The organism is Sulfurimonas sp. HSL1-2, from assembly GCF_039645565.1.
Classification (GTDB): Bacteria; Campylobacterota; Campylobacteria; order Campylobacterales; family Sulfurimonadaceae; genus Thiomicrolovo; species Thiomicrolovo zhangzhouensis.
This window is the reverse complement of the sequence record NZ_CP147914.1, coordinates 2,463,167-2,486,906: the sequence shown is the minus strand read 5'-3', so window position 1 is coordinate 2,486,906 and position 23,740 is coordinate 2,463,167. Positions and strand designations below refer to the sequence as shown.

The following is a 23,740-nucleotide window of genomic DNA, read 5'->3' as shown; positions in this document are numbered from 1 at the left end:
GATAAGTTTAAGTTATTGACACATAGAATGGTGAATGATCATTCACTTATGAGGAGGAAATGATGGCGGAACGAATTGATGGGGTGCGGAAGCTCTTCACCTCGAAAAGTGCCAGGGTAGATACGAACAGAGGGGATCTCTATTATCAGCAGCTGTTCGATACGTGTCGGGCGCGTCTGGACGCGCTCCGGGAACAGCCGGCGGTCAACCGGCTCGACTTCGATTCACTGCTCACGGACGAGGGGCAGGATCGCCGTGAATTCATGAAGTGGGTCAGTGCGGTGACGGCGATGCTGATGCTCCCGCCGATGTTCACCCCGCTCGTCGCGGAAGCCGCCGAACTGATGAACCGTCTGCCGGTCGTCTGGCTCGAGCTCCAGGACTGCGCGGGCAACTCCGAGGCGCTGCTTCGCAGCGATGGGCCGAAGATCGACGAGATTGTTCTCGACATCATTTCCCTGGAGTTCCACGAGTCGCTGATGGCGCCGTCGGGACACCAGGCGGAAAAGCAGCTCGAAGACGCGATGGAGCACTTCAAAGGGAACTACCTTCTCTTTGTCGAGGGCTCCATCCCGGTCGGTGCGGGGAGAGACTGGTGTACCATCGGTGCTTCAGGTGAGACTTTCCTGGATCACCTCAACCGTGTCGCGGAAAATGCCGCCGCCGTCGTGGCGGTCGGTGCCTGTGCGACCTTCGGCGGTATTCCCGCCGCAGCGCCGAACCCGACGGGTGCCGTCGGGGTGATGGATGTCGTCAAAGGCAAACCGGTCATCAATATCCCGGCCTGCCCGGCGAACCCGGCGAACATGGTCGGTGTCGTCCTGCACTATGCCCTCACCGGGCAGGTGCCGGAACTTGATTCCCTGCTGCGTCCGAAATTCGCATTCGGATACCGCATCCACGACAACTGTGAACGCCGCGCGCATTTCGACGCGGGCGAGTATGTCGAAGAGTGGGGCGATGAAGGCGCGAAGAACAACTTCTGTCTCTATAAGATGGGATGTAAAGGACCGATGACTTTCAACAACTGTTCCATTGTCCGCTACAACGAAGGGGTCAACTGGCCGATCGGTGTCGGTCGCGGCTGTATCGGCTGTTCCGAACCGGACTTCTGGGACAAATATGCGTACGAACGGCCGATGGCCAACGCGAACATCAAGGCACCGACCGGCGGTGTCGAAAAGACCGTGGACCAGTTCGGTCTGGGTCTCCTGACGGCGGCGGGTATCGGTATCGGTATCCATGCGGTCGCCAGTGCAGTAGCCGGTAAGAGAGAAGAGGGAGGAGAAGGATAATGAGCAAGAGACATATTGTAGTCGACCCGATCACAAGGATCGAGGGGCACCTGCGTATCGAGGCGGTGATCGACGAGAATAACACTATCGTGGATGCCTACAGCTCCTCGACCATGTTCCGCGGGATCGAAACGATCCTCCAGGGGCGCGACCCGCGTGACTGCGGTCTGCTGGCCATGCGTATCTGCGGTGTCTGTACCGGTACCCACTATCAGCGTTCCATCGAGGCCGTTGAGGATGCTTTTGACATCACTATCCCGAAAAATGCACGGATTGTACGCAACCTGATTCAGGGTGCGCTCTATGTGCATGACCACCTCGTGCACTTCTATCACCTGCACGCGCTGGACTTCGTCGATGTCGTCTCTGCGCTGTCGGCCGATCCGGCCAAAACGGCGGAAGAGGCGCGCAAATGGGCCGGTGTGGCCGGCGTTTCCCCCTATACGGACGGGGAGAGCGAGTTCAAGGCGATCCAGGAGCGTGTCGCGAAGTTTGTCAAACAGGGACGCCTGGGGATCTTCGGTAACGGTTACTGGGGCAACAAGCACTACAAGCTGACCCCGGAGCAGAACCTGATCGGTGTGGCACACTACCTCCAGGCGCTGGATATCCAGCGCGACCTGGCGAAGATGCAGGCGATCTTCGGCGGGAAGAACCCGCACCCGCAATCCATCGTCGTCGGCGGGGTCACCTGTGTCCAGGACATTCAGAACCCGGCGCGTATCGCACTGTTCAAGCAGCTGCTCAGCGACGGAACGAAGTTTGTCAAGCAGGCGTATCTGCCGGACGTCTACATGGCCGGTACGATGTACGCCGACGAGGCGACGGACTCCAAAGCGACGTTTACGGAACTCATCGGCGGCAAAGGCGTCGGCGGGACCGGCGGCGGACTGCTCAACTACATGAGCTACGGTGACTTCCGCCTGGATGATACCGGTTTCTACAAAGCGAAAACCCTCTTCCCGAGCGGGATTGTCTACGGGGGCGACCTGAGCAAGGTTGAAGCGGTCGACCATGAGAAGATCGCCGAGGACGTCACGCACTCCTGGTACGAGGGGAGCGAACCGCTGCACCCGTACAACGGGCAGACGATCCCGAAATATACGGGCCTCGACAAGCGTGATGACGGCATCGCCTACCTGAAGACCGGCGAAAAATACAGCTGGATCAAGACGCCTATCTACAACGATACCCGTGTCGAAGTCGGGCCGCTGGCACGGATGATCGTCGGGGTCGCGAGCAAGGATGAACGTATCACGAAGTACGTGACGAACTTCCTCAAGCGCGGTAACCTGCCGGTATCGGTGCTCTTCAGTACGGTCGGTCGTACGGCGGGCCGGGCCATCGAGACCGAGCTGATGGCGGATGTGATGATGGAGTGGGTCGACGAACTTGCCGCCAACGCGGCGGCCGGCGACCTGCGCACCTGGACGGAGTTCGACTTCGACCAAGTCAGTGTCAAAACCAAGGGGATGGGCCTGGCCGAAGCGCCGCGCGGTTCCCTGGGGCACTGGGTACGTGTCGAAAACGGCAAGGTGGCAAACTACCAGGCCGTCGTCCCCTCCACCTGGAATGCCGGTCCGCGGGACTACAAAGGACGGATGGGTGCCTATGAGGCGAGCCTGATCGGGACGAAAGTGGCCGATCCTGAGCAGCCGCTTGAGATCATCCGTACCATCCATAGTTTCGACCCCTGTATCGCCTGTGCGGTGCACGTGGTCGACACCAAGGGCAAATCGCTGGGAGTTTACAAGCTCGACAGCCAGTGCAGTATCTAAGGAGGTCCCATGAAATCCGGACGTAAACAGGTAAAGCGGATGACCGGCGCGATGCGCATCATCCACTGGGCCAACGCGATTTCGATGGTGGCTGCCGTGATCACCGGGCTCTATATCGGACACCCGTACTACCAGACGCTGATCGCGGACGGTGCGGTGGACAAATACGTGATGGCGTGGAACCGCTGGGGACACTTTATCGTGGCGATCATCTTTGACGTCACCTCCATCGTTGTCGCCTATCTCTATTTTTTCAGCCGTTTCGAGAAGCCGTACAAGAAGCTGATCCCTACCGGCAAAAACGTTGCCGAGTTCGGCGAGGTTCTTTTGAACCTGGTCACGCTCAACCGTCGTAAGAAATTCGACTCGACGCACAGTGACAGTTTCAATACGGTCTATTTCACGATCTTCCACGTGCTGCTTGTGTGGATGCTCTTTACCGGACTGCAGCTGTATGTCCACGGACTTGAATCCGGCGAGAGCTCGATCGGGGCATGGTGGCCGGCACTGCTGCACCTTGCCACCGACTGGACCATCCCGGTGACGGGCGGAACATTGATGGACGTGCGCATTTCGCACCACGAGACGATGTGGCTCATCGTCACCTGGGTCGCTTTCCATATCTACTACCAGATATGGCGGACGATCTTCTGGAAAGAGGGCGACATCGCCATTGTCTTCGGCGGCAGCAAGTTCGCCAAAGAACAGGAATCCTGAACCGCGGGTTTCCCCACGCGTTCCGGGGACCCCGGGACGTTTTCAACCTCCCAAACTATGCTAAGATAACAAGGTTTCAGCCCCGCAGCGGGTATGACAACCGTTCAAAGGACCCCGATCATGGCCTTCGTATTGGAACTGCAGAGCAGCTCGTCCCAGTTTTACCTTCGCAACTGTATCGCCGGCATCGCCCGGGAATTCGGCATACCGGCCGACATCGTTCAGTCCAGAGGGACGCTCTCCTGTGCATTTGCATCGGACCACCCTGATCTGGAGGCCTGTATCGCTGCCATCGCGGAGCGGCTGCCCGCCTCGTGGCACCTCAGCGGCAGCCGGCATTATGAAAAAGAGGGTGAGCCGCGTGCTCTCCCGGAGCTCATCGACGCGCCGCCGCTGGGCCTCGGGCTCTGCCCCTCGTGCCAAAAAGAGCTGTTCGACCCCTCGTCGCGCCGCTACTACTACCCCTTCACCCATTGCGCGCAGTGCGGCGGGCAGTACGCTTTTTTCGAAGCCTCTCCCTATACCCGTGCCAACAGCGCCTTCTCCTACGTACGTCCCTGTGCGGCGTGCGAATCGGAGCAGGAAACGCACGGGCGCCGGGAGAAGGACCACCTCAACAGCTGCCACGCCTGCGGCGTCCCGGTGCGGCTGGAGAGCGGCGGGCACGAACGCTATGCCAATGACGCCGGAAGTTTCCGCACCATGTTCGAAGTGGCGGCCAAAGCCGTCAAAGACGACAAGTCCCTTCTGGTCAAGACGACGATGGGCTACCGCCGGTTCCAACAAAGCGCAGCGGGGCTGCAAAACCCGGTCATGCTGATGATCGATGCGGGGAAGATCACTGACAACCTCGCGCTGATCGGCGAAGAGTTCAACGCGCTGTTGGGCATCGAACGCCCCGTGCTGCACGTCGCGGTCAAATCGGCGGCGCTGCAGTCGGTTGTAGGCCGGACAGCGGACGTCAAGTACCCTGATGAGGGGTTTACGATCCTGCTGGCGACGGAGCTGCAGCGCCTCGGTGTGGCGTACGTCTTCTACGAGGAGACGGATGCGCAGTGCGAAGCGGAGCTGCGGATGGAGTACGACCTGGAGCTCTCCGCCCAGAGCGACCAGCGCCTCTTTATCAACAAGGATGTGCGTTTCGTCGCCGCCGGCGAACGGGTGAGTTTCCCGTTGCGCATGATGCCGGCGTCGCAGACCCTCGGCATGGCGCACGGCCTGGTCGGCGTCCCCGAAGGGGGGAGCGTGCTGTTCGATCGGCCGGAGCACTTTGACAGCGTGACGGTCGAGAATGCCGTCGTCCTGGAAGGGGAGACCGAGGAGCAGTGGCACACGCACCAGCGCCCCGCGGCGCAGGACGAGGCATCCTTCATGTCCGTCGTCGCAGAGCATGGGCTTTTCGGGCATAAATGCGTCGGGGCCCACTTCGACGAAGAGCCCTCCTTTCTCTATTACGACGGGCGCAGGGTGATCCGCATCGTCCCGCCCATCGCGTTTACGCCCGAGGGGCTGCTGGCGAAGATCGCGTCCCTGCGCGAGGGCTCCGACAGACTGGTCCAGAACTTCCAGAGTCGTCTGCCGGGTGCCTATGAACGCCTCGAAGCGCTGCAGGCCCGTTCAGCGCCGACGCTTTTCGAAGCCGCGGCCGCCGTTTTGGAGCTGGAAGAGGAGAGTTTTGCGGGCATCAGCAAAGCGGCGCTTGGCTATTACGGGAAGGGCGGGGTACAGGTCGATACGCACGTCAAGGACAACCGTTTCGACCATGCGGCGTTCCTCGCCAGTCTGGTCAGCTACCGCCTGGCCGGAGTGGAGACAGAGATGATCGCCTACTCCATCTTCGAGTCTTTCGGCGACTATTTCAACGACCTGATGCAGCAGATCAAAGAGAAGACGAAGTCGGAGCACTTCATTCTCTGCGGGACGGGCTTTGCCCAGCAGTCGCTCTTCAGCCGCATGCAGCGCAACCTGAAAGCCACGCCCCCGCGGATGAATATCAACTACCCCATTGGCAGAGAGAATGCCGTTGTCGGCTGCGTCTACCTCTAAACGCTTCCGGTTTCGGATACGCGGAATCGTTCAGGGCGTCGGTTTCCGCCCCTTCGTCTACCAGCTCGCCGTGCGCGAAGGGCTGGGCGGGCACGTCCTCAACGACGGGGACGGCGTCGTCATCGAGGTCGAGGGGGCGCCGGCAGCACTGGAGACCTTTGAACGGGCGTTGAGGGGGGCACCGCCCCCGCTGGCACGGATCGACGAGGTCGCGTGCGAGCCCCTTGCGCCGCAGGGGGAGGGCGCATTTGTTATCCGTGGATCGGAGAGCACGTCGGCGAAGACGATGGTGTCTCCGGACATGGCCGTGTGCGACGCCTGCGCCGCAGAACTCCGCGACCCCGCCAACCGGCGCTACGGCTACCCGCTGATCAACTGCACTGACTGCGGCCCGCGCTACAGCATTATCCGCGCGCTTCCCTATGACCGGCCGCAGACCTCGATGGCGCCTTTTGCAATGTGCCCCCGGTGTGCGGCCGAGTATAACGACCCGGCTAACAGGCGTTATCATGCCCAGCCGATCAGCTGTTTTGAGTGCGGCCCGACGCTTTCGCTGACCGACCCCTCGGGCGCGGCAATCGCCGAAGAGGAAGCGTGTGTTGAAAAAGCCTCGGCACTGCTCGCCGAAGGCCGGATCGTCGCCGTCAAGGGGATGGGGGGCTTTCACCTGATGTGCGACGCGACGGACGGCGACGCCGTCCAGCGCCTGCGCGACCGCAAAAGGCGCCCCAGCAAACCGCTGGCCGTGATGTTCCCCTCGCTGACGATGATCAGGGAGGCGGCGGAGCTGAGCGAGGCGGAGGAGCGGCTCATCCTCTCCAACAGGCGCCCGATCGTCGTCGTGAAAAAAAAGGCGGATGCCCTGTGCGCGGAAGCCGTCGCCCCGGGCATCGACCGGATCGGCGTTTTTCTCCCCTATACGCCGCTGCACCTGCTCATGATGGAACAGTTGCAGCGTCCCGTCGTCGCGACGAGCGCCAACATCAGCGAAGAGCCGATTCTCACGGATGCCCGGCAGGTGCGTGCGAAACTGGCGCATGTCGTGGACGCCGTCCTGGATTTTGACCGGGAGATCGTCAACGCCTGCGACGACAGCGTGGCGACCGTGGCCGGAGATCGGACGCTGATGCTGCGGATGGCGCGGGGGTATGCCCCCCGAAGTATGCCGCTGCCCTTCGAAGCACCTGGCAGGATCCTCGCCGTCGGGGCCAACCAGAAGAGTACGATCGCACTGGGTTTCGACAAAAATATCGTGCTCTCGCCGCATATCGGGGACCTCGTCTCTCTTGATGCCTTCGAGTACTTTGAACGCACCCTCGAAACCTTCAAACGTTTTTACGCCTTTGAACCCGATATCGTCGTCTGCGACCTACATCCGGGGTATGAAACGACCAAGTGGGCGGAAGCGTTCCACGCGGCGCACCCCGACACGGCGCTGGTAGGGGTACAGCACCACTATGCCCACGCCCTGGCCTGCATGGCAGAGTATGGCCTGGAGGAGCAGGTGCTGGCGTTCTGTTTTGACGGCACCGGTTACGGGAGCGACGGGACACTGTGGGGCGGGGAGGTGCTCCTGGCCGATCCGCAGTCGTATGAGCGGGCCTACCATCTCCGCCCTTTCCGGTTGCTCGGCGGGGAGCAGGCTGTGAGGGAGCCGCGGCGGGTTGCGTTATCACTGTTATTCGAATGTTATAGCTTTGACGAGGTGCTTTCCATGGCGCATCCCGCCGTCCAAAGCTTCAGCGCCGCGGAGCTTAAAACGCTTCACACCATGTGGCAGCGCGAGCTGAATGCGCCCGTGAGCAGTTCCGTCGGCCGGCTCTTTGACGCGGTGGCTTCGCTGACGGACACGGCGCAGATGCTGGGATACGAAGGGGAGAGCGGGCTGCTGCTGGAGGCGGCTGCGGCAGCACAGACGCCGGAGCCGTTTGCGTTTGACCTGCACGACGGGGTGATCGACTGGGAACCGCTGCTGCGCCGGATGTTGGAGGCGCCCACTGGCGCGGCGGCCGGGTTCCACGCGGCGCTCACGGAGCTTATCGTGACGATCGCCGCCCGTCATCCCGGCGTGCCGGTGGTGCTCAGCGGCGGGGTCTTTCAAAACAGGACATTGACGGCCATGGCCTGTGCGGCCTTTGAACGCCGGGGAATCCGCTATTATGTCCAGCGTGAAACACCCGTCAACGACGGCAGTGTCGCGCTGGGTCAGCTTTACCATGCATTGTACCGACAAGGAGGGAGAAAATGAACCGAATTGCACTGATCGGCTCGGGGAACGCGTTTTTCAAAGATGAGGGGATCGGGCTTTATGCCGCCAAATACCTCAAAGAGAACTTTACGTTCGAACCGGGCGTCGACATCGTCGACGGCGGGACGCTGGGGTTCGGCCTGATGCCGCTGCTTCAGGAGTATGATGAGGTGCTGATCGTCAATACCGCTTCGGACGACGATCTTCCTGCCGGCACGGTCACCGTGCGTGACTGCGACACCTTCCTGGAGGGGTCGCTCATCAAAAAAACGGCCAACGAGGTGGAAATCGCGGAGATGCTGCAGATCTGTTCGCTGACGGGGAATATGGCCGAAACGGCCGTCATCAGTATCGTTCCCGAAGACATCATCTCCGTCGAGGTCGGGATTTCAGCCCCGCTGCAAGCCGGCTGGGACCGTTTTATCGAGACGATCACGGCACGTCTGGCCGCTGCTGGGGTCGTCTGCCAAAGGCGCGAAAACGGCATGACGCTGGAGACGATCCTCGAGAACTTCGCGGCACCCAGCATGGCGCTCGGACGCGGTTTCTAGGAGATGCCCGGGGCCTGAAAGGCGCCGATAACCTCCTGCAGTGTACGCCCCGGCTCACGCCGGCTGGTCCGGATGCCCGCGCCCTGTAATATGTTGAGCGCGCTCTCCACATAGCGTTCAAAGGCCCCCTCGAGGGGTTCTGAAAGCCCGATACGCACCTCCACGCGTTCGGGAACGATCCCCAGTACACTCGATTCGGGCTGGGGTTTTCCCATCAGTTCAAGCATATCGAGGCACTGGATCACCCCCACTTCATGCGCCCCCCCGTTGCCCAGGCCGTAGCCGGTCAGTTCGCAGGCGGGGATATGGTAGATGCTTCCCGCCTCATCCTCGATATCGATCGCATCAAGGATCAGGACGCGCTCGTGCTCGATGAAGACGTCGAGGAGATTGATCCCCTCGACGCCGCCGTTGATGATCCGCACCGGCGGCTCGAAAGCGTAGTTGGCGTCAAGGTAGGCCGCGGCGTAAACGGCGATGCCGTCGTCATTTTCGAGAATGTTGCCGACCCCCAGGACGGCGGTAGTAGGTTGAATCATGCAAGTTCCTTGAAGTAATAGTCGGCTAACAGCCGTTCCCGCTCGGGGACGGCGTGGTTGAATTTGAACTCCATCTCTTTGAGATAGAGGGGGAAGCTTTCACTGCTGACCCCGCGGTAGCGCAGGATACTCACTTCGAAATACTCCCAGAAGCGGACGATGTTGTTATGCCGTGACGAGATCTTGATCAGGCGGCTCTGGCGCCGGAAGCGGGCGAACTCCTCCGCGTAGACGGACTCGAGGTCATCTTCGATGAACTGGTTGCGGAACTGCTGCAGGGAGGGCATGACGATGGTGTAGAGATGCCCCTCGTAATCGAAGGTCAGGAAGTTCTGCGCGTCGAAAACGGCATTTTTACGCCGCTTTTTGGCCCGTTCGAGGTAGAAGTACTCTTCGTATTCGCACGAAAGGTGCCGCCTTGCCTCATACTCATCCTCGCAGATGCGGGCGCACAGCTGTCTGAACTGCCCGAAATAGCGGTGGACGGAGACATAAGAGAGTCCCTTTGTATCGGCGGAGACACTGGCGTTTTCATCCCGGGCAAAGTCGGCGATGAGCGCGCGTATCTTTGCGACACGTTCGGGACTGACCTTTTTTCGGCAGCGTCCGCACTTGTACCTGCCGTCCCCGAGACGGTAGACGCTTCCTTGACAGTAGGGACATTGTTGCAGCGAAGACATCCTTTTCCTTTCCCGGTTCCAAAGGTATATAAGAGTGACGACTTTTTAGGTTAATTTTACATAACAAGACTATAATTTATCTAAAACTGAATAGTTATTCATTTGTAGAAAGCGAGAGACAATAAACGGCCAAGACCTCCGAACTCCGGAGCGTCTGTCGGTACGACACTCAACGTCGGCAGTGAAACGGTGTATGCGGGGAGACGCTCTCATGCATTTTTTCCGGTTTCCGCGGAATACAGATGTTTTAGACCCGGTATTCCCGGGCACGAAGGAGAAATTATGTGCAAAGATTGCGGCTGCAGTGTGACGGAACATTCACACGGACACCATCATCATGATCACGACCACGACCACGACCACCACCATGATCATCATGGACACTCGCACGCCCATCAGGCGGCGCACGAGACGCTGCACCACAATCCGCAGCTCAATGACAAGAAGACGATCGATGTCATTACAAAGATCCTGGACAAGAATGACCACGAAGCGGGCCACAACCGTGCCCATTTCGATGACCACGGGGTGCTGGCGATCAACCTGATGAGCAGTCCCGGCAGCGGGAAAACGACTCTGCTGGAGCAGATGGCGGAGCGTGCCCCCTTCCGGTTCGGCGTCATCGAGGGGGACCTGGAGACGAGCCGCGACGCCGAGCGCATCAAGGCCAAGGGCATCCCCGCCTACCAGATCCAGACGGGCAGCGCCTGCCACCTCGATGCCTTTATGGTACACGAAGGGCTGCACGATATGCCGCTGAACGACCTGGATATCTGTTTCATCGAAAACGTCGGCAATCTTGTCTGTCCGGCCAGCTATGACGTCGGTTCGCATCTGAACATCGTGCTTGTCTCCGTCCCCGAGGGGAGCGACAAGATCGAAAAGTACCCTGTCATGTTCCGCCAGGCGGACCTCGTGCTGATCACCAAAACCGACCTGCTTCCCTATTTCGACTATGACATCGAACATGAAAAAGCGGAGGCGCGCAAGATCAAACCGGGGGTCGATATCCTGGAAGTCAGCACCAAAGACGAAGCGTCCGTGCAGCGTGTCATCGAGTGGATCGAATTCAAACGCAGGATGAGGAGCTGATATGTGTCTCTCTATCCCTTCAAAGGTCGTTTCCGTCGACCGTGAGAAAAATACCGCCGTGGTCGATACGATGGGTGTCAAGCGCGAAGCGGGTCTGGATCTGATGGAAGAGGGCAGCGTCAACGTCGACGACTATGTCCTGATCCATATCGGATTCGTCATGAACAAGATCGATGAGGAGGATGCCCTCGAATCGCTCAAGGTCTACCACGAGATCCTGGCGAAGATGGACGAAGAGGAGCGCTCGCGTGTCGTCCTGGAGGATGACAACTGCGAGAACAGGGGTACACCATGAGCGAACTGAAACTCAAAGACCTCTACGACGGCTTCAGAGACCCCGCGACGATCCGGATGCTGTCCGCCCAGATCGGCGAGGCCGCGAAAGCGCTGCACGAACCGCTGCGGATCATGGAAGTGTGCGGGGGGCATACGCATACGATTATGAAGTACGGTCTGCCCCAGCTGCTGCCGGACAACATCGACTTTATCCACGGCCCCGGCTGCCCGGTCTGCATCATGCCCAAAGAGCGGATCGACCACGCCATTGCGCTTGCACGGATGGACGATACGATCCTCGTGACCCTGGGGGATATGATCCGCGTGCCGGGATCGCAGAGCTCCCTAGCCGTTGAACGGGCTGCGGGGCGGGATATCCGCCCGCTCTATACGCCGATGGACGCGCTTAAGATCGCGAAAGAGCATCCCGATAAGCGGGTGATCTTCTTTGCGATCGGGTTCGAGACGACGACACCGATGACGGCGGCGCTGCTGCATGCGGCGATCGCCCAGAAGGTCACGAACCTCTATTTTCATATCAACCACGTCCTCGTTCCGCCGGCGATCGATGCGATCATGAGCGACGGGCGGGCGAAGATCAACGCTTTTATCGGGCCGTCGCACGTCAGCGTCATCACCGGGGCGAAGATCTACGCCCCGTTGCCGGAAAAGTATGGCACCCCCGTCGTCGTCTGCGGTTTCGAGCCGGTCGACGTCATGCAGGGGATTTTGATGGCCGTACGGCAGCAGGCGGAAGGCCGGGCCGAACTGGAGATCGAATACTCCCGTTCGGTGACGATGGAGGGCAACGTCAAAGCCCAGCAGCTCATCGACACGTATCTGCGTGCGCGCAGCCATTTCCGCTGGCGCGGGATCGGGGATATCCCCGATAGTGCGCTGGAACTGAAACCTGAATTCGCGCATCTGGATGCGGAAAAAGTATTTGCTGAGGTGCTGCCGACGGAACCCATCGATGACCATAAACTCTGTATCTGCGGTACGATCCTCAAGGGGCTCGCCAAGCCGATGGAGTGCAAGGTCTTCGGGACGGCCTGTACGCCGAATACGCCGCTGGGCAGCTGTATGGTCAGCTCAGAGGGGGCGTGCAACGCCTACTACCGCTATGCGGGGGTGCTCGGATGAAACAGGTACAGCTGAGCCACGGCGGGGGCGGGGAGGAGACGAACAAGCTCATCCACGACCTGTTCTACCGCCATTTCAAAAACGACATCCTGATCAAGGCCGAGGATGCGGCGGTGCTGCAGACCGAGGGGAAGATCGCGTTTACGACGGACAGCTTCACGGTCAGCCCGCTCTTTTTCGAGGGGGGCGACATCGGGAAACTGGCGGTCGCCGGCACCGTGAACGACCTGGCGATGATGGGCGCGAAACCGCTCTACCTCAGTTCGGCGTTTATGATCGAAGAAGGCTTCCCGTTCGAGGAGCTTGAGCGTATCGTCGGGAGCATGGCCGCTGAGCTGGAGAAATCCGGGGCGAAGATCGTCTGCGGGGATACGAAGGTCGTACCGCGGGGGAGCGTTGACAAGCTCTTTATCAACACGGCGGGCATCGGCCAGATCATGCGCGAAGGGATCTCCTCGCAGACGATCCGCGAAGGCGACGTCATCATCGCGTCGCGCGATATCGGGCGCCACGGGGCGACGGTCTTGATGGCCCGCGAGGGGCTGGAGGTCAGCGCCGATCTCGGCAGCGACTGCGAAACGCTCTGGCCCGCCGTCGAGGCACTGATCGATGACAAGATCTCCATCAGTGCGCTACGCGACGCGACACGGGGCGGCCTGGCCGCCGTACTGAACGAGTGGGCGGAGAACAGCGGCGTCTGCCTGGAGATCGAGGAGTCCGCGATCAGGGTGAGCGATGAGGTGCAGGGGATCTGCGAAATGTTCGGTTTCGAGGCAACGGACCTGGCCAACGAAGGCACCTTCGTTGCCGCCGTCGCCCCGATGCACGCCGCTTTCGCCGTGAGCACGCTGCAGCGGTTCGGTTTCTGCGGCGAGGCGGCGGTCATCGGCCGCGTGACGCAGCAGTACCCGGGCAAAGTGGTACTGCACTCCGCGTTCGGCAGCCGCCGTTTCCTCGACCTGCCCAAAGGCGAACTGTTGCCGAGGATCTGTTAGGAGATTGCTATGCATGAGTATTCCGTTGTACAGGCTTTATTGGAACAGGTGGAGAAGCATGCCGCCGAGAACGAAGCGGAGCGGGTGACGAAGGTGGTCGTCAAGATCGGGGTCATGAGCGGCGTGGAGCCGCATCTGCTGGAGATTGCCTTTAATACTTTCAAAGAGCGGACCGTGTGCGACGGGGCGGACTTCGTGATGAATATACAGCCCGTCACCCTGACCTGCCGCCAATGCGGCAGCCGGAGCGAGCTGGAGAAGGTCTGGTACCGCTGCCCTGAATGCGAAAGTCTGGAAGTCGACGTCGTCGACGGCGAAGAGATGTATCTGATGAGTTTGGAAATGGAGTGACCATGCAGGAGATCTGGGAAAACTATATGAAACCGGTTGACGGACGCCCGGCGACCATCGCCTTCAATGCCGAAGCGGCGGATGCCCTTCCCAACGATACGCTGGGGGTTGTAAGTTTTATCAAGCTGCGGCTGCGTTCGGCGACGGAAGAGGGGTTCGTCGCCGAAAGCGAAGCGGACATGATCAAGGAGATCGAGGACCGGCTGGAGATGGAGGCCCTGCGCTACCGCGTGGGGAAGTATATCGGCCGGATCGTGACAGGGGGCGAGGTTCATTTCATCTACTATCTCAAATTCGACTTCGAGTGGCCCGACGTGGTTGCCGTCACGATGGCGGCTTTCCCGGACTACACCTATGAGTACGGCTCCCGTCTGGACCCGGAGTGGGAGGTGTACCGCAAGCTGCTCTTCCCGACGGACCGCGAGTGGCAGCTGATCCAGAACCACCATACCTGCGACCGGCTCAAAGCCGCCGGCGACAACCTGCAGATCCGGCGGGCGATCGAACACCGGGCCTTTTTTTCGAAACATGAGGGGCGCGAGCGCTTTGTCGAGCGTATCAGTGCCGAGGGCTTCAAAGTGCAGGCTGACGCTCCGCCGGAGGAGGTCAGCCCGCCGTTCGGGGTCCAGTTTTACCGCATCGACGCGCCGTATTACTACGACATCGATGCCGTAACGCTGCAGATTATTGCCTGGGCCGAAGCCTTCGAGGGGCAATATGACGGATGGGAAACCAGTCTGGTAAAACAGTAAATTATTTCGTCGAATAGACGGAAATGTCATACAATAGGACAAAAAGAAGGAGCTACGATGGAACGCGAAGAGTTGTTTGAACAGCGCGAAGACAATGCGCTGCTGACAAAAACAGGTATGAGCCGACGTGATGCGCTCAAATTGATGGGGATCTCCCCGGTAGCGGCGTCCGTACTTGCATCGACCGCACCTGCGGCCTCTGCAGAAGCCGTCGATGTGAAGGGGAAGATTGTCATCGTCGGCGGCGGATCGGGTGCGATCATGGCCCTGGTACGGCTGCACCGTGCCATTTCGGACCCGGATATCACGATTATCGCCCCCAACGAGGTCCACCTCTACCAGCCGGGACAGATCTTTATGGCTGCGGGGCTCTATACGCATGAGGATATTGTCAAGCCCAACAGCGACTTCATCCCTGACGACGTGACGTGGATCAAGGATGAAGTGGCCGTATTCGATCCGGATAACAACCGGGTAACGACCCGCGGGGGCGAAGAGGTCGCGTATGATTACCTCGTTGTCGCGACGGGTATCGTCTGCCACTACGACGCCATCAAAGGGCTCACCGAGGCGGATATCGGTACCAACGGTATCTCCAGCGTCTACCTGAACAACCCCGAAGCGGGGACTGCAAAGGGCGGGGAGATTACCTGGGAGTGGTTCAACGATCTCAAAGAGGCGGCGAAAAACGGGAAACCGAAGGTCATCTACACCCAGCCCAACACGCCGATCAAATGCGGCGGCGCACCGCAGAAGATCCTCTATCTCAGCGCCGACTACCTGAAGAAGGAGGGGCTCTCCGCCGATTACGCTTTTACGACATCGTTCCCGAACCTCTTCTTCCTGAAGCCGATCGCCGATGCGCTGGGTGAGGCGCAGCAGCGTTACGACAGTATCACCAACTACTTCAGCCACCACCTCGAATCGATCGACGTAAAGGGCAAGGTCGCCACCTATGTCCATGCGTATGACGAGCAGGTGTATGACGAGGATCTCGAAGAGTACGAGACGGTGAGCAAATCCGACCGCATCGAGATGCCGTACGACTTTATCCATATCGTACCGCCGATGAGCCCGCCGGATGCCGTCGTCAATTCCCCGCTGGCCGGCGGCGACGGCTGGCTCGAAGTGGACAAATATACGCTGCAGCATCCCCGGTTCCCGAACGTCTTCGGTATCGGTGACGTCTGCGGCATCCCGATGGGGAAAACCGGAGGTTCGGCACGCCACCACGGTCCGGTGCTGCAGGACAACCTGCTGGCGGTCATGCAGGGCAAAACGCCCAAAGAGAAGTTCGACGGCTATACGGTCTGTCCGCTCAAAACCCAGTACGGCGAAATCATTATGGCCGAGTTCAATTACGAAGGATTCGCACCGACGATCCCGTTCCTGGCGCCGGAAAAACCGCGCATGCTCTGGTGGTATTTCGACGTGTACATGCTCAAACCAATGTACTGGTACCTGATGCTGAGGGGGCTTATGTAGCCGCTGCCCCCGGCACCCATGCAAAGTTAATGGAAATTGATGTATAATGTGCCATGAATAACACAAAGATTGTGGCCAAAAAACAGTTCGGCCAGAATTTTCTGAAAGATCAGAGCGTTTTGCGCAAGATCATCGAAGCGATGCCCAAGAGCGACAGACACGTCGCGGAGATCGGGCCTGGCTTAGGTGATTTAACTAAGTTTTTAGTTGATGTCAAAAGCGTCGATGCTTTTGAGGTCGATACCGATCTATGCAAGCACCTGAATGAAGTTTTCACGGATGAGATCACTACCGGTCGACTGACGCTGCACTGCGGCGACGTCCTCGAGCACTGGAAGAGTGAGCTGCTTGATGTTCCTTACGAGTTGGTGGCCAACCTGCCATACTACATCGCGACGAACATTATCCTCAAAGCCCTCGCCGATACGAAGTGCGAATTTCTGCTTGTTATGGTACAGCGTGAAGTCGCGGAGAAGTTCTCCGCTTCACCTGGAGAGAAAAACTTTGGTGCACTGAGTGTGATAGCCCAGAGCGTGGCAGAGGTCAGTATCCTCGTCCATGTCCCGCCCGAAGCGTTCACCCCGCCGCCCAAAGTCGATTCCGCCGTCCTGCTCATGAAAAAAACGGCGAATCGGGCGTCAGACGCGTTTGAACAGATGCTCAAAACCGCATTTGCCCAGCCGCGCAAGACGTTGCTCAAAAATCTCTCCACGCGCTACGGTAAAGATGAGGTCCTGGCCGCACTATCCTCTCGCGGTTATCCCTCTACCGTTCGTCCTCACCAGATCTCGACAGCAGACTATCACCAACTCTATACACAATTACATTAACAGTGACGCCCGAGGGGCGTACTGCAAGGAGTTAGGATGTCAGAAGAAACACAAGCCCCTGTCGCAGAAGCGAAACAAAATACAGAGAACAAACCGGCACAGAACCGCGACGGCTCACAGCGCCGCCGCTCTTCCAGCCGCAGCCGCAGCCGCAGCCGCCAGAAACCCAAAGAGGGTGAAGCGAAAAAAGAGGGCGAAGGTCAGAGCCAGAACCGCAACCGCGGCGGCCGCGGCGGCAACCGCGGGGAGAACCGGGGTGAAAACCGTGGAGAGAACCGTAGCGAAAACCGCGGAGAGAGTCGTGGGGAAAACCGTGGCGAAAACCGCGGTAAAACCGGCGGCGGACGTTCCGGCGGCAGCCGCAACCGCCGCCGCAACGCTCCGGCACCGACGGAGCAGAGCCTGCTGGAAAATGCACGCCAGAACGAGGCGTCTCAGCGCGTCCGTATCAACCCGCATATGAATATCGACACGGAAGTGAAGGCGAAGGTCCGCATCACTCCGCTGGGCGGTCTCGGCGAGATCGGCGGGAACATGATGGTCATGGAAACGGATAACGAAGCGATCCTGATCGACGTGGGAATGAGCTTCCCGGACGAAGAGATGCACGGCGTCGATATTCTCGTCCCGGACTTCACCTATGTCCGCGAGATCAAAGACAAGATCGTCGGTGTCATCATTACCCACGCCCACGAAGACCACATCGGCGCGGTACCCTATCTCTATAAAGAGATGCAGTTCCCGCTCTACGGTACGGCGCTTCCGCTGGCGATGATCGGCAACAAATTCGACGAGCATCACCTCAAAGAGTTCCGCCGCTACTTCCGCCCGATTGAAAAGCGCGTCGTCTACCAGATCGGGAACGATTTCCAGATCGAGTGGATGCACATGACGCACTCCATCATCGACTCCTCTTCGATCGCGGTGACGACGGAAGCGGGAACGATCATCCATACGGGTGACTTCAAGATCGACCATACCCCTGTTGACGGTTTCCCGGCGGACCTGCACCGTCTGGCGCACTACGGCAGCCAGGGTGTTCTGGCACTGCTTTCGGATTCGACAAACTCGTACAACAGCGAGGTGACACCGAGCGAGCTCTCCGTCGCCCCGGCGCTCGACCGCGTCTTCTCCAAGACGAAGGGTCGTATCATTCTTTCGACGTTCAGTTCGAACATTCACCGCGTCTTCCAGGCGATCCAGGCGGGGATCAAGTACGGGCGCAAGGTCTGTGTCATCGGCCGCTCCATGGAGCGCAACCTCGAAGTGGCGATGCAGTACGAATACATCAAGCTGCCGAAGAACATCTTCGTGGATGCCGACGATGTCAGCCGCATGAACGACAAGGACGTTCTGATCGTCACGACAGGTTCACAGGGTGAGCCCAACTCGGCACTGTTCCGCACGGCGATCGGCGAGCACCGCCATATCAAGATCAAGCCGAACGACCTGATCATTCTCTCTTCCCGCGCGATCCCGGGGAACGAAGGTTCTATTTCGCAGATGCTCAACCACCTCGAGCGTGCCGGTGCCAAAGTCGCGCGCGACCGTGACCTCCACGTTTCCGGTCACGGCGGCGCGGAAGAGCAGAAACTGGTGCTGCGCCTGGTGCAGCCGAAGTTCTTCCTCCCGATCCACGGCGAATACAACCACGTTATGCGCCACAGAGATACGGGGATCGCCTGCGGGGTACCGGAGCGCAATATCTACCTGATGAGCGACGGCGAATGCGTCGAAATCGCACCGAAGTACATGCGCAAGGTCAAAACGGTCAAGTCCGGCAAGACCTACATCGACAACCAGAGCAACAACCTGATCGAAGACGATATCGTCATTGACCGCCAGAAGATGGCGACGGAGGGGATGGTGATGATCATCGCCCAGGTCAGCAAGGCGGATTCACACCTGATCTCCAAGCCGAAGGTCAGCAGTTTCGGCCTGGTGCCGGACAAGCAGGACAAAGCTTTCGCTCAGGAGATGGAAGACGTCCTCGAACACTTCCTCACCAACCTCAAACCGGGGATCATCGAAAACCCCAAAGCGATGGAGAACGATCTGCGCCAGGTCGTACGAAAGCATATCTATCGCAAAATGAAAAAGTACCCGCTGATTACACCGACCATCTTTGTGATGTGAGCACCGTAAAGAAAACGCCAACTGCTTGGCGTTTTTAGGTGCGAAACCATAGGCGATGTCCGAAGGACCGCCGAAGGCTTCCAATCGATGGAGTCAGCTGCTTGGTGTTTTTAGGTGCGATGCAGCAAAGCGAAATTCCGCACAAACCAAAGCCGTTGTGCAAAGCACCGCCGAAGGCTTTCAATCAATAGTGAAAACTCCATAGACGTTCTACGAAGCAACGTCGAAAACTTGCAGTCAACAATCGTGACGAAACAACCGCTCCGTATACTTTCCCCTTACTTTACCAAGCCAGAGACAATTGCGTGATAATTAATAAGCAACTCATGACCGAAGAAATACGGTCTGAGGTTATATTGCAGATACTTTTTTGAACAGCCATTGAACCCGTTTCCCCAAATTTATCCGTCGTCGACCGATGAAAAAACACACAGGTTATTCACAGTGTGAAGTATAAAAATAATTGATTATATATAATTCTATATAGGAGCAGAAAAGGACTTAAATAAAGCTTTTTTTTAAGGGCACGGAAAAAGAAATTTCCGGGCGGGGAGAGGGGCGGTCAGTTCCCGCGCGAGCCCGGCTTGATCGCTTCGCTGCCGGCGGCACAGAGCGGGCACTCCTCGGGGGCGTACATCTCGAAGTCGAAGTCCGCCAGGGCGAAGAAAGGGAGGTCGCCGGGGAGCTTGCAGTTCGGTTTTGCTTCGATACTGCTGTGCTCGCGGCGGCAGAAACCGCGGTTGGCCAGGGCGGCGAAAGCGACGACCTTCGCGCCGAGCCCTTCGACGGCAGCGGCCGCTTCCATGGCAGAGCCTCCGGTGGTAATGATATCTTCGCAGATGAGGATGGTTTCACCCTCTTTGACGTCAAAGCCGCGGCGCAGCGTCATTTCACCGCCGACGCGCTCGGTAAAGATATAGCGGGCATCCAGGGCCTGTGCCAGAGCGAAGCCGGCAATGAGGCCGCCGATCGCCGGGGAGCAGACGGTATCGATCTTCACCCCGCTGGCCTTGATCTGCTCGGCCAGGGCATTGGCCAGTTTCATGGCCGTTTTCGGATCCTCGAGTACTTTGGCGGACTGGAGGTAGAACTGCGAATGGTTGCCGGAGCTGAGCTTGAAGTGGCCTTCAAGCATCGCATCGGCATCGAGGTAGATCTGTTTGATATCCATACCGTTACACCGTCATGATGGCTTGTTCTTTTTGTTTGATGATATCATCAATCTTTGCCACCATTTTGTCCGTGATCTTCTGGATGTTGTCCTGGGCGCGTTTGGAGTCGTCCTCGGTGATCTCTTTGTCTTTCTCAAGCTTTTTGATCGTGTCGTTTGCTTTGCGGCGGTCGTTGCGGACGGCGACTTTCGCGTCTTCACCCATTTTCTTCAGCTTTTTGGCGCTTTCCTGGCGCTGTTCGACGGTCATCGGCGGGAAGAAAAGCTTGATCTGCTCGCCGTCGTTGTTCGGGTTGACACCGATATTCGCCTTGGCAATGGCGGATTCGATAGCGCTGAGCAGCGGTTTTTCCCACGGGGAGACGGTGATAGTCGTCGCATCCGTTGCCAGGACCGTCGCCACCTGGGAGAGCGGGGTCGCCGCCCCGTAATAATCGATCTTGATCCCGTCAAGGACCTGCGTCGTTACTTTCCCCGTACGCAGGGTCTTGAACAGGTTTTGCATGTGCTCGAGCGCACCTTCCATATCCATTTCGCATTCTTGATAGATTTCGTCAAGCATTCTCACTCCTTTACTAAGATGATACTTTCTTGTTTCTGACCGACCCTGATAAAGACCCGGCTACGCGGCAGTGCGAGCTTTACATCGGTTTTGACACGAATTTCGCCGTTCTCAACGGGAACACGCACCCATTCATGGCCGCTGATATAGTACTCCGCCGTGCGGTATGTCGGTGCAATTTTAGCGTGTATTTCTTTTAATCTGCCATCTTCGGGCCACCGCAGGGGGGCGATCCACTCGGTGTCCAGGCGTTCGATTTTCAGTTTCTGCGCGATGAGATTATCCCCGGTCAGCGCCGTCCGGTCGAGATCAAGCGGGTCGCTGTCCACGTTGACCGCGCCGCTGTTCTGGTTGAGGATCAGCTCGAACCCGTAATCAGCGATCCCCGCTTTGACTTCGGGGTTGTATTCGCCGTAGGGATAGGCGTAGTAGCGCGGTACGCGGCGGAGCTCCTTGGCGAAGGAACGCAGCCCCCTGTCGGTGTCCTCTTTGAGTCTATAGGGCTCGAGGTGGCACTCATGACTGTGGCCGTAGCCGTGCAGGCCGAGTTCGCCGTACTGTGCCGTATCGCGGATCTGATCCCAGGTCATGAAATCGCCGTAGTTCTTGTCCGCCGCCGCGACATAGACAAAGAGGGTAAAAGGGTAGCCGTACTCTTTGAAGAGGGGCAGGCCGTTTTCATAGAAGCTTTTGTAACTGTCGTCGATGGTGAGGACGACCCACTTGTCGTCAATGGCTTCACCCTCTTTCAGGGCTTTGGCCAGGCGGGAGAGGGGGATAACCTTGTAGCCGTTCGTCTTGAGATAGTCGAATTCAGCACGGAGGGTCTCAATGGCGGTGCTGGTAGAGGCATGACGCACATCCCCGAAGCGGTGAAAAACAAAGATGTGCGCGTCCGCGAAGAGTACCAGCGGCAGCAGCGCAGTCAGCAGGAAGCTGCGCATGGCGGGATTAGTTGGAGGCGTTGGCTTCGGCAGCCGAGGCTGCAGGGGCAACCGCACTCTCCGCAGCAGCCGGAGCTGCCGCCGTCACCGGTGTGACGATCTCATCGACGACGGACTTGTTGGCGGCCTGCGCATAGAAGTAACCCAGGGCAATCGTATTGGCAACGAAAAGGAAGCCGAAGAAGAACGTTGTTTTTGCCAGGAAACTTCCCGGACCCTTGGCACCGAAGACGGATTCATTGGAACCGCTGTAGGCTCCCAGGCCGATGCTGGAGCTCTTCTGCAGCAGTACGACGATGGTCAGCAGGATCACCAGCACAACCTGGACGATCAGCAAGAAAGAAGTCATTGTTATCCTTAATCATTCGCTTTAAAGTGGCGAATTATAGCGAAAAAAACCCCATTCTTTAATGGGACGGGAAGCTTCGCTATAATTCGGGGAAGAAAGCCGTGGAGAGATTTTGAAAAAAGCGATCATTGTTTTGCTGGTACTGTTAATCGTTTTGGTGGTGACCCTGGTGGTCGCCGTGCCCGCAAAAAAGGTGCAGGCTGGCAAAGCGGATGTCGTCGTGACGACGTTTGCGCTCTATGATATCGCCCGCCACCTGCTGGAGCAGGATGCTGAGGTGGCAATGCTGATCCCGTTCGGCCGGGATGTCCACACCTTTGAACCGACGCCGCAGGATATGATCCGGGTAGAGAAGTGCCGGCTGTTTCTCTACAGCGGTGCCGGCCTCGAGCCCTGGGCCGAACCATTTGAATCTTTCGGCAACGCGAAGGATATGAGCCGGTACGTCCGGCTGCACGAAGGGGGGCATGCGCACCACGACGAAACGGCAGAGATGCACGACGACGATCATCACGGTGCCGATCCGCACTACTGGCTCGACATCGACAACATGATCGCGCTTGTCAAAGCATCAGAACAACTGTTCACTTCGGCGTTTCCGGCGCTGGATGCCGGAAAACTCCGGGAGCGCGGTGCTGCCTATATCAAACGACTTGAGACGCTTGACACCCTTTACCGCAAACGCCTGAGCGGCTGCGGGCTGGACACGATCGTCGTCAGCCACAACGCCTTCGGCTATCTTGCCGAGCGGTACGGATTCCATGTAGAGGCCGTTACCGGACTCTCTCCGGATACGATGCCCAATGCGAAAACGATGGCGCAACTCACCGATACGGTACGCGAACACGGCATCAAGACCCTCTTTTACGAGTCGTTTGTCAGTGACAAGCTGGTGGCGTCGCTCGCTGCGGAGACGGGCGTGCGGGTGGATGTGCTTCAACCGCTGGCGAATATTACCGCCGACGAGATCGGCGCGGACTATTTTCGCCTGATGAATGCCAACCTCCTGAAACTGCATGACGCATTGGAGTGCCGATGACCTTCGAGCCCGCCGTGTTCGAGGTGGAACACCTGGGATACAGTGTCGGCGGGCAGACGATTCTCTCGGACGTTTCATTGAAGGTACTGCAGGGGGAGTATTGCGCCGTGATCGGTCCCAACGGCGGGGGGAAGACGACCCTGGTCCGCCTGCTGCTGGGCCTGCAAAAACCTTCCGAGGGAACGATCCGGCTCTTCGGCGAACCGCAAAAGCAGTTCCGCCGCTGGAAACAGGTGGGCTATGTTCCCCAGCAGGTGACCCAGACGGACCGCCTCTTTCCCGGTACGGTGGAAGAGGTCGTCAGCATGGGGCGCATCTCCGGGATCGGATGGGACAAGCGCTGGCACGATGACGACCGCCGCCATATCGAGCATGCCATGGAGCGGATGGAAGTGTCGGACCTGCGGGGGAAGCTGATCGGCGAGCTCTCCGGCGGACAGCGCCAGCGGGTGATGATCGCCCGTGCGCTGGCTTCGGAGCCGAAGGTGCTGATTCTCGATGAACCGAACACCGGGGTTGATCAGCCCTCGCAGCAGCGTTTTTACGCCCTGCTGCGCCAATTGAACCGGGACGAGCGTTTGACGATCCTTTTCGTGACCCACGACATCGGTGTCATCGCCGACGACATCGCGCGGGTCTTTACGGTCAACCAGCGGCTCTCAACCTGCAACGACCCCAAGACGCTGCTCAGCTGCGAGGGCATGAGCGAACTCTACGGCATTGATGCGCACCTGCTCAGCGCGCACCACCGGCACTGACGA

At 58.8% G+C, this 23,740-nt stretch carries 23 protein-coding genes; 17 read left to right on the top strand and 6 right to left on the bottom strand.

The window, feature by feature from the left end; translation table 11 throughout:
- The first annotated feature begins 62 nt into the window (after window positions 1–62).
- The 6 genes from WCX18_RS12705 (at window position 63) to WCX18_RS12680 (ending at window position 8,635) form a co-directional block, all read left to right on the top strand.
- Window positions 63–1,295, top strand: coding sequence for a hydrogenase small subunit (locus WCX18_RS12705; protein WP_345985497.1), 1,233 nt, complete (start codon window positions 63–65; stop codon window positions 1,293–1,295).
- Window positions 1,295–3,073, top strand: coding sequence for a nickel-dependent hydrogenase large subunit (locus WCX18_RS12700; RefSeq protein WP_345988405.1), 1,779 nt, complete (start codon window positions 1,295–1,297; stop codon window positions 3,071–3,073). The genes WCX18_RS12705 and WCX18_RS12700 overlap by 1 nt, the downstream gene beginning before the upstream one ends.
- A gap of 9 nt (window positions 3,074–3,082) precedes the next feature.
- Window positions 3,083–3,790, top strand: coding sequence for a cytochrome b/b6 domain-containing protein (locus tag WCX18_RS12695; RefSeq protein ID WP_345988403.1), 708 nt, complete (start codon window positions 3,083–3,085; stop codon window positions 3,788–3,790).
- A 120-nt stretch (window positions 3,791–3,910) separates the two neighbouring features.
- Complete coding sequence (locus WCX18_RS12690) at window positions 3,911–5,836, top strand: hypothetical protein (RefSeq protein WP_345988401.1); 1,926 nt, start codon at window positions 3,911–3,913, stop codon at window positions 5,834–5,836.
- Window positions 5,796–8,084: a carbamoyltransferase HypF gene (gene hypF, locus WCX18_RS12685; RefSeq protein WP_345988399.1), complete on the top strand. Its 2,289-nt coding sequence runs from the start codon at window positions 5,796–5,798 to the stop codon at window positions 8,082–8,084. Before WCX18_RS12690 ends, hypF begins: the two co-directional genes overlap by 41 nt.
- Window positions 8,081–8,635, top strand: coding sequence for a hydrogenase maturation protease (locus tag WCX18_RS12680; RefSeq protein WP_345988397.1), 555 nt, complete (start codon window positions 8,081–8,083; stop codon window positions 8,633–8,635). Before hypF ends, WCX18_RS12680 begins: the two co-directional genes overlap by 4 nt.
- Here WCX18_RS12680 and WCX18_RS12675 read toward each other — a convergent pair.
- Both WCX18_RS12675 and WCX18_RS12670 read right to left on the bottom strand, forming a co-directional pair.
- Window positions 8,632–9,174, bottom strand: coding sequence for a HyaD/HybD family hydrogenase maturation endopeptidase (locus WCX18_RS12675; protein WP_345988395.1), 543 nt, complete (start codon window positions 9,172–9,174; stop codon window positions 8,632–8,634). The two genes, WCX18_RS12680 and WCX18_RS12675, sit on opposite strands and share 4 nt — an antisense overlap.
- On the bottom strand, window positions 9,171–9,854 hold the full coding sequence (locus WCX18_RS12670; RefSeq protein ID WP_345988393.1) for a hypothetical protein: 684 nt from the start codon (window positions 9,852–9,854) through the stop codon (window positions 9,171–9,173). The genes WCX18_RS12675 and WCX18_RS12670 overlap by 4 nt, the downstream gene beginning before the upstream one ends.
- Before the next feature lie 282 nt (window positions 9,855–10,136).
- Between WCX18_RS12670 and hypB the strand changes: the two genes are divergently transcribed.
- The 9 genes from hypB to WCX18_RS12625 are packed head-to-tail and all read left to right on the top strand — an operon-like array spanning window position 10,137 to window position 18,914.
- Window positions 10,137–10,946 (top strand): hydrogenase nickel incorporation protein HypB, encoded by an 810-nt coding sequence (gene hypB, locus WCX18_RS12665; protein ID WP_345988391.1) that lies wholly within the window; start codon window positions 10,137–10,139, stop codon window positions 10,944–10,946.
- A gap of 1 nt (window position 10,947) precedes the next feature.
- On the top strand, window positions 10,948–11,241 hold the full coding sequence (locus tag WCX18_RS12660; protein ID WP_345988390.1) for a HypC/HybG/HupF family hydrogenase formation chaperone: 294 nt from the start codon (window positions 10,948–10,950) through the stop codon (window positions 11,239–11,241).
- Window positions 11,238–12,365, top strand: coding sequence for a hydrogenase formation protein HypD (hypD, locus tag WCX18_RS12655; protein ID WP_345988388.1), 1,128 nt, complete (start codon window positions 11,238–11,240; stop codon window positions 12,363–12,365). Before WCX18_RS12660 ends, hypD begins: the two co-directional genes overlap by 4 nt.
- Window positions 12,362–13,360, top strand: coding sequence for a hydrogenase expression/formation protein HypE (hypE, locus tag WCX18_RS12650; RefSeq protein WP_345988386.1), 999 nt, complete (start codon window positions 12,362–12,364; stop codon window positions 13,358–13,360). The genes hypD and hypE overlap by 4 nt, the downstream gene beginning before the upstream one ends.
- Window positions 13,361–13,369: 9 nt before the next feature.
- Window positions 13,370–13,711 (top strand): hydrogenase maturation nickel metallochaperone HypA, encoded by a 342-nt coding sequence (gene hypA, locus WCX18_RS12645; RefSeq protein WP_345988384.1) that lies wholly within the window; start codon window positions 13,370–13,372, stop codon window positions 13,709–13,711.
- 2 nt (window positions 13,712–13,713) lie between these two features.
- Window positions 13,714–14,463 (top strand): DUF695 domain-containing protein, encoded by a 750-nt coding sequence (locus tag WCX18_RS12640; RefSeq protein WP_345988383.1) that lies wholly within the window; start codon window positions 13,714–13,716, stop codon window positions 14,461–14,463.
- Between the two features lie 57 nt (window positions 14,464–14,520).
- Window positions 14,521–15,948 (top strand): FAD/NAD(P)-binding oxidoreductase, encoded by a 1,428-nt coding sequence (locus tag WCX18_RS12635; protein ID WP_345988381.1) that lies wholly within the window; start codon window positions 14,521–14,523, stop codon window positions 15,946–15,948.
- A gap of 53 nt (window positions 15,949–16,001) precedes the next feature.
- Window positions 16,002–16,778: a 16S rRNA (adenine(1518)-N(6)/adenine(1519)-N(6))-dimethyltransferase RsmA gene (gene rsmA, locus WCX18_RS12630; RefSeq protein WP_345985484.1), complete on the top strand. Its 777-nt coding sequence runs from the start codon at window positions 16,002–16,004 to the stop codon at window positions 16,776–16,778.
- A 36-nt stretch (window positions 16,779–16,814) separates the two neighbouring features.
- On the top strand, window positions 16,815–18,914 hold the full coding sequence (locus tag WCX18_RS12625; protein WP_345985483.1) for a ribonuclease J: 2,100 nt from the start codon (window positions 16,815–16,817) through the stop codon (window positions 18,912–18,914).
- A gap of 562 nt (window positions 18,915–19,476) precedes the next feature.
- Here WCX18_RS12625 and pyrE read toward each other — a convergent pair.
- Genes pyrE through secG form a run of 4 tightly spaced genes read right to left on the bottom strand, consistent with a single transcriptional unit; the run spans window position 19,477 to window position 21,940 of the window.
- The gene (gene pyrE, locus WCX18_RS12620; protein WP_345988379.1) at window positions 19,477–20,085 is read right to left on the bottom strand and encodes an orotate phosphoribosyltransferase; all 609 of its coding nucleotides are present in this window, start codon (window positions 20,083–20,085) and stop codon (window positions 19,477–19,479) included.
- Window positions 20,086–20,089: 4 nt separating this feature from the next.
- The gene (frr, locus tag WCX18_RS12615; RefSeq protein ID WP_345988377.1) at window positions 20,090–20,647 is read right to left on the bottom strand and encodes a ribosome recycling factor; all 558 of its coding nucleotides are present in this window, start codon (window positions 20,645–20,647) and stop codon (window positions 20,090–20,092) included.
- Between the two features lie 2 nt (window positions 20,648–20,649).
- Window positions 20,650–21,591 carry a polysaccharide deacetylase family protein gene (locus WCX18_RS12610; protein ID WP_345988375.1) on the bottom strand — a complete coding sequence of 314 codons (942 nt, stop codon included), beginning with the start codon at window positions 21,589–21,591 and terminating at the stop codon, window positions 20,650–20,652.
- A gap of 7 nt (window positions 21,592–21,598) precedes the next feature.
- Window positions 21,599–21,940: a preprotein translocase subunit SecG gene (gene secG / locus WCX18_RS12605; RefSeq protein ID WP_345988373.1), complete on the bottom strand. Its 342-nt coding sequence runs from the start codon at window positions 21,938–21,940 to the stop codon at window positions 21,599–21,601.
- 112 nt (window positions 21,941–22,052) lie between these two features.
- Between secG and WCX18_RS12600 the strand changes: the two genes are divergently transcribed.
- On the top strand, window positions 22,053–22,979 hold the full coding sequence (locus tag WCX18_RS12600; protein ID WP_345988371.1) for a metal ABC transporter substrate-binding protein: 927 nt from the start codon (window positions 22,053–22,055) through the stop codon (window positions 22,977–22,979).
- Window positions 22,976–23,737: a metal ABC transporter ATP-binding protein gene (locus tag WCX18_RS12595; RefSeq protein WP_345988369.1), complete on the top strand. Its 762-nt coding sequence runs from the start codon at window positions 22,976–22,978 to the stop codon at window positions 23,735–23,737. Before WCX18_RS12600 ends, WCX18_RS12595 begins: the two co-directional genes overlap by 4 nt.
- Window positions 23,738–23,740 lie beyond the last annotated feature (3 nt).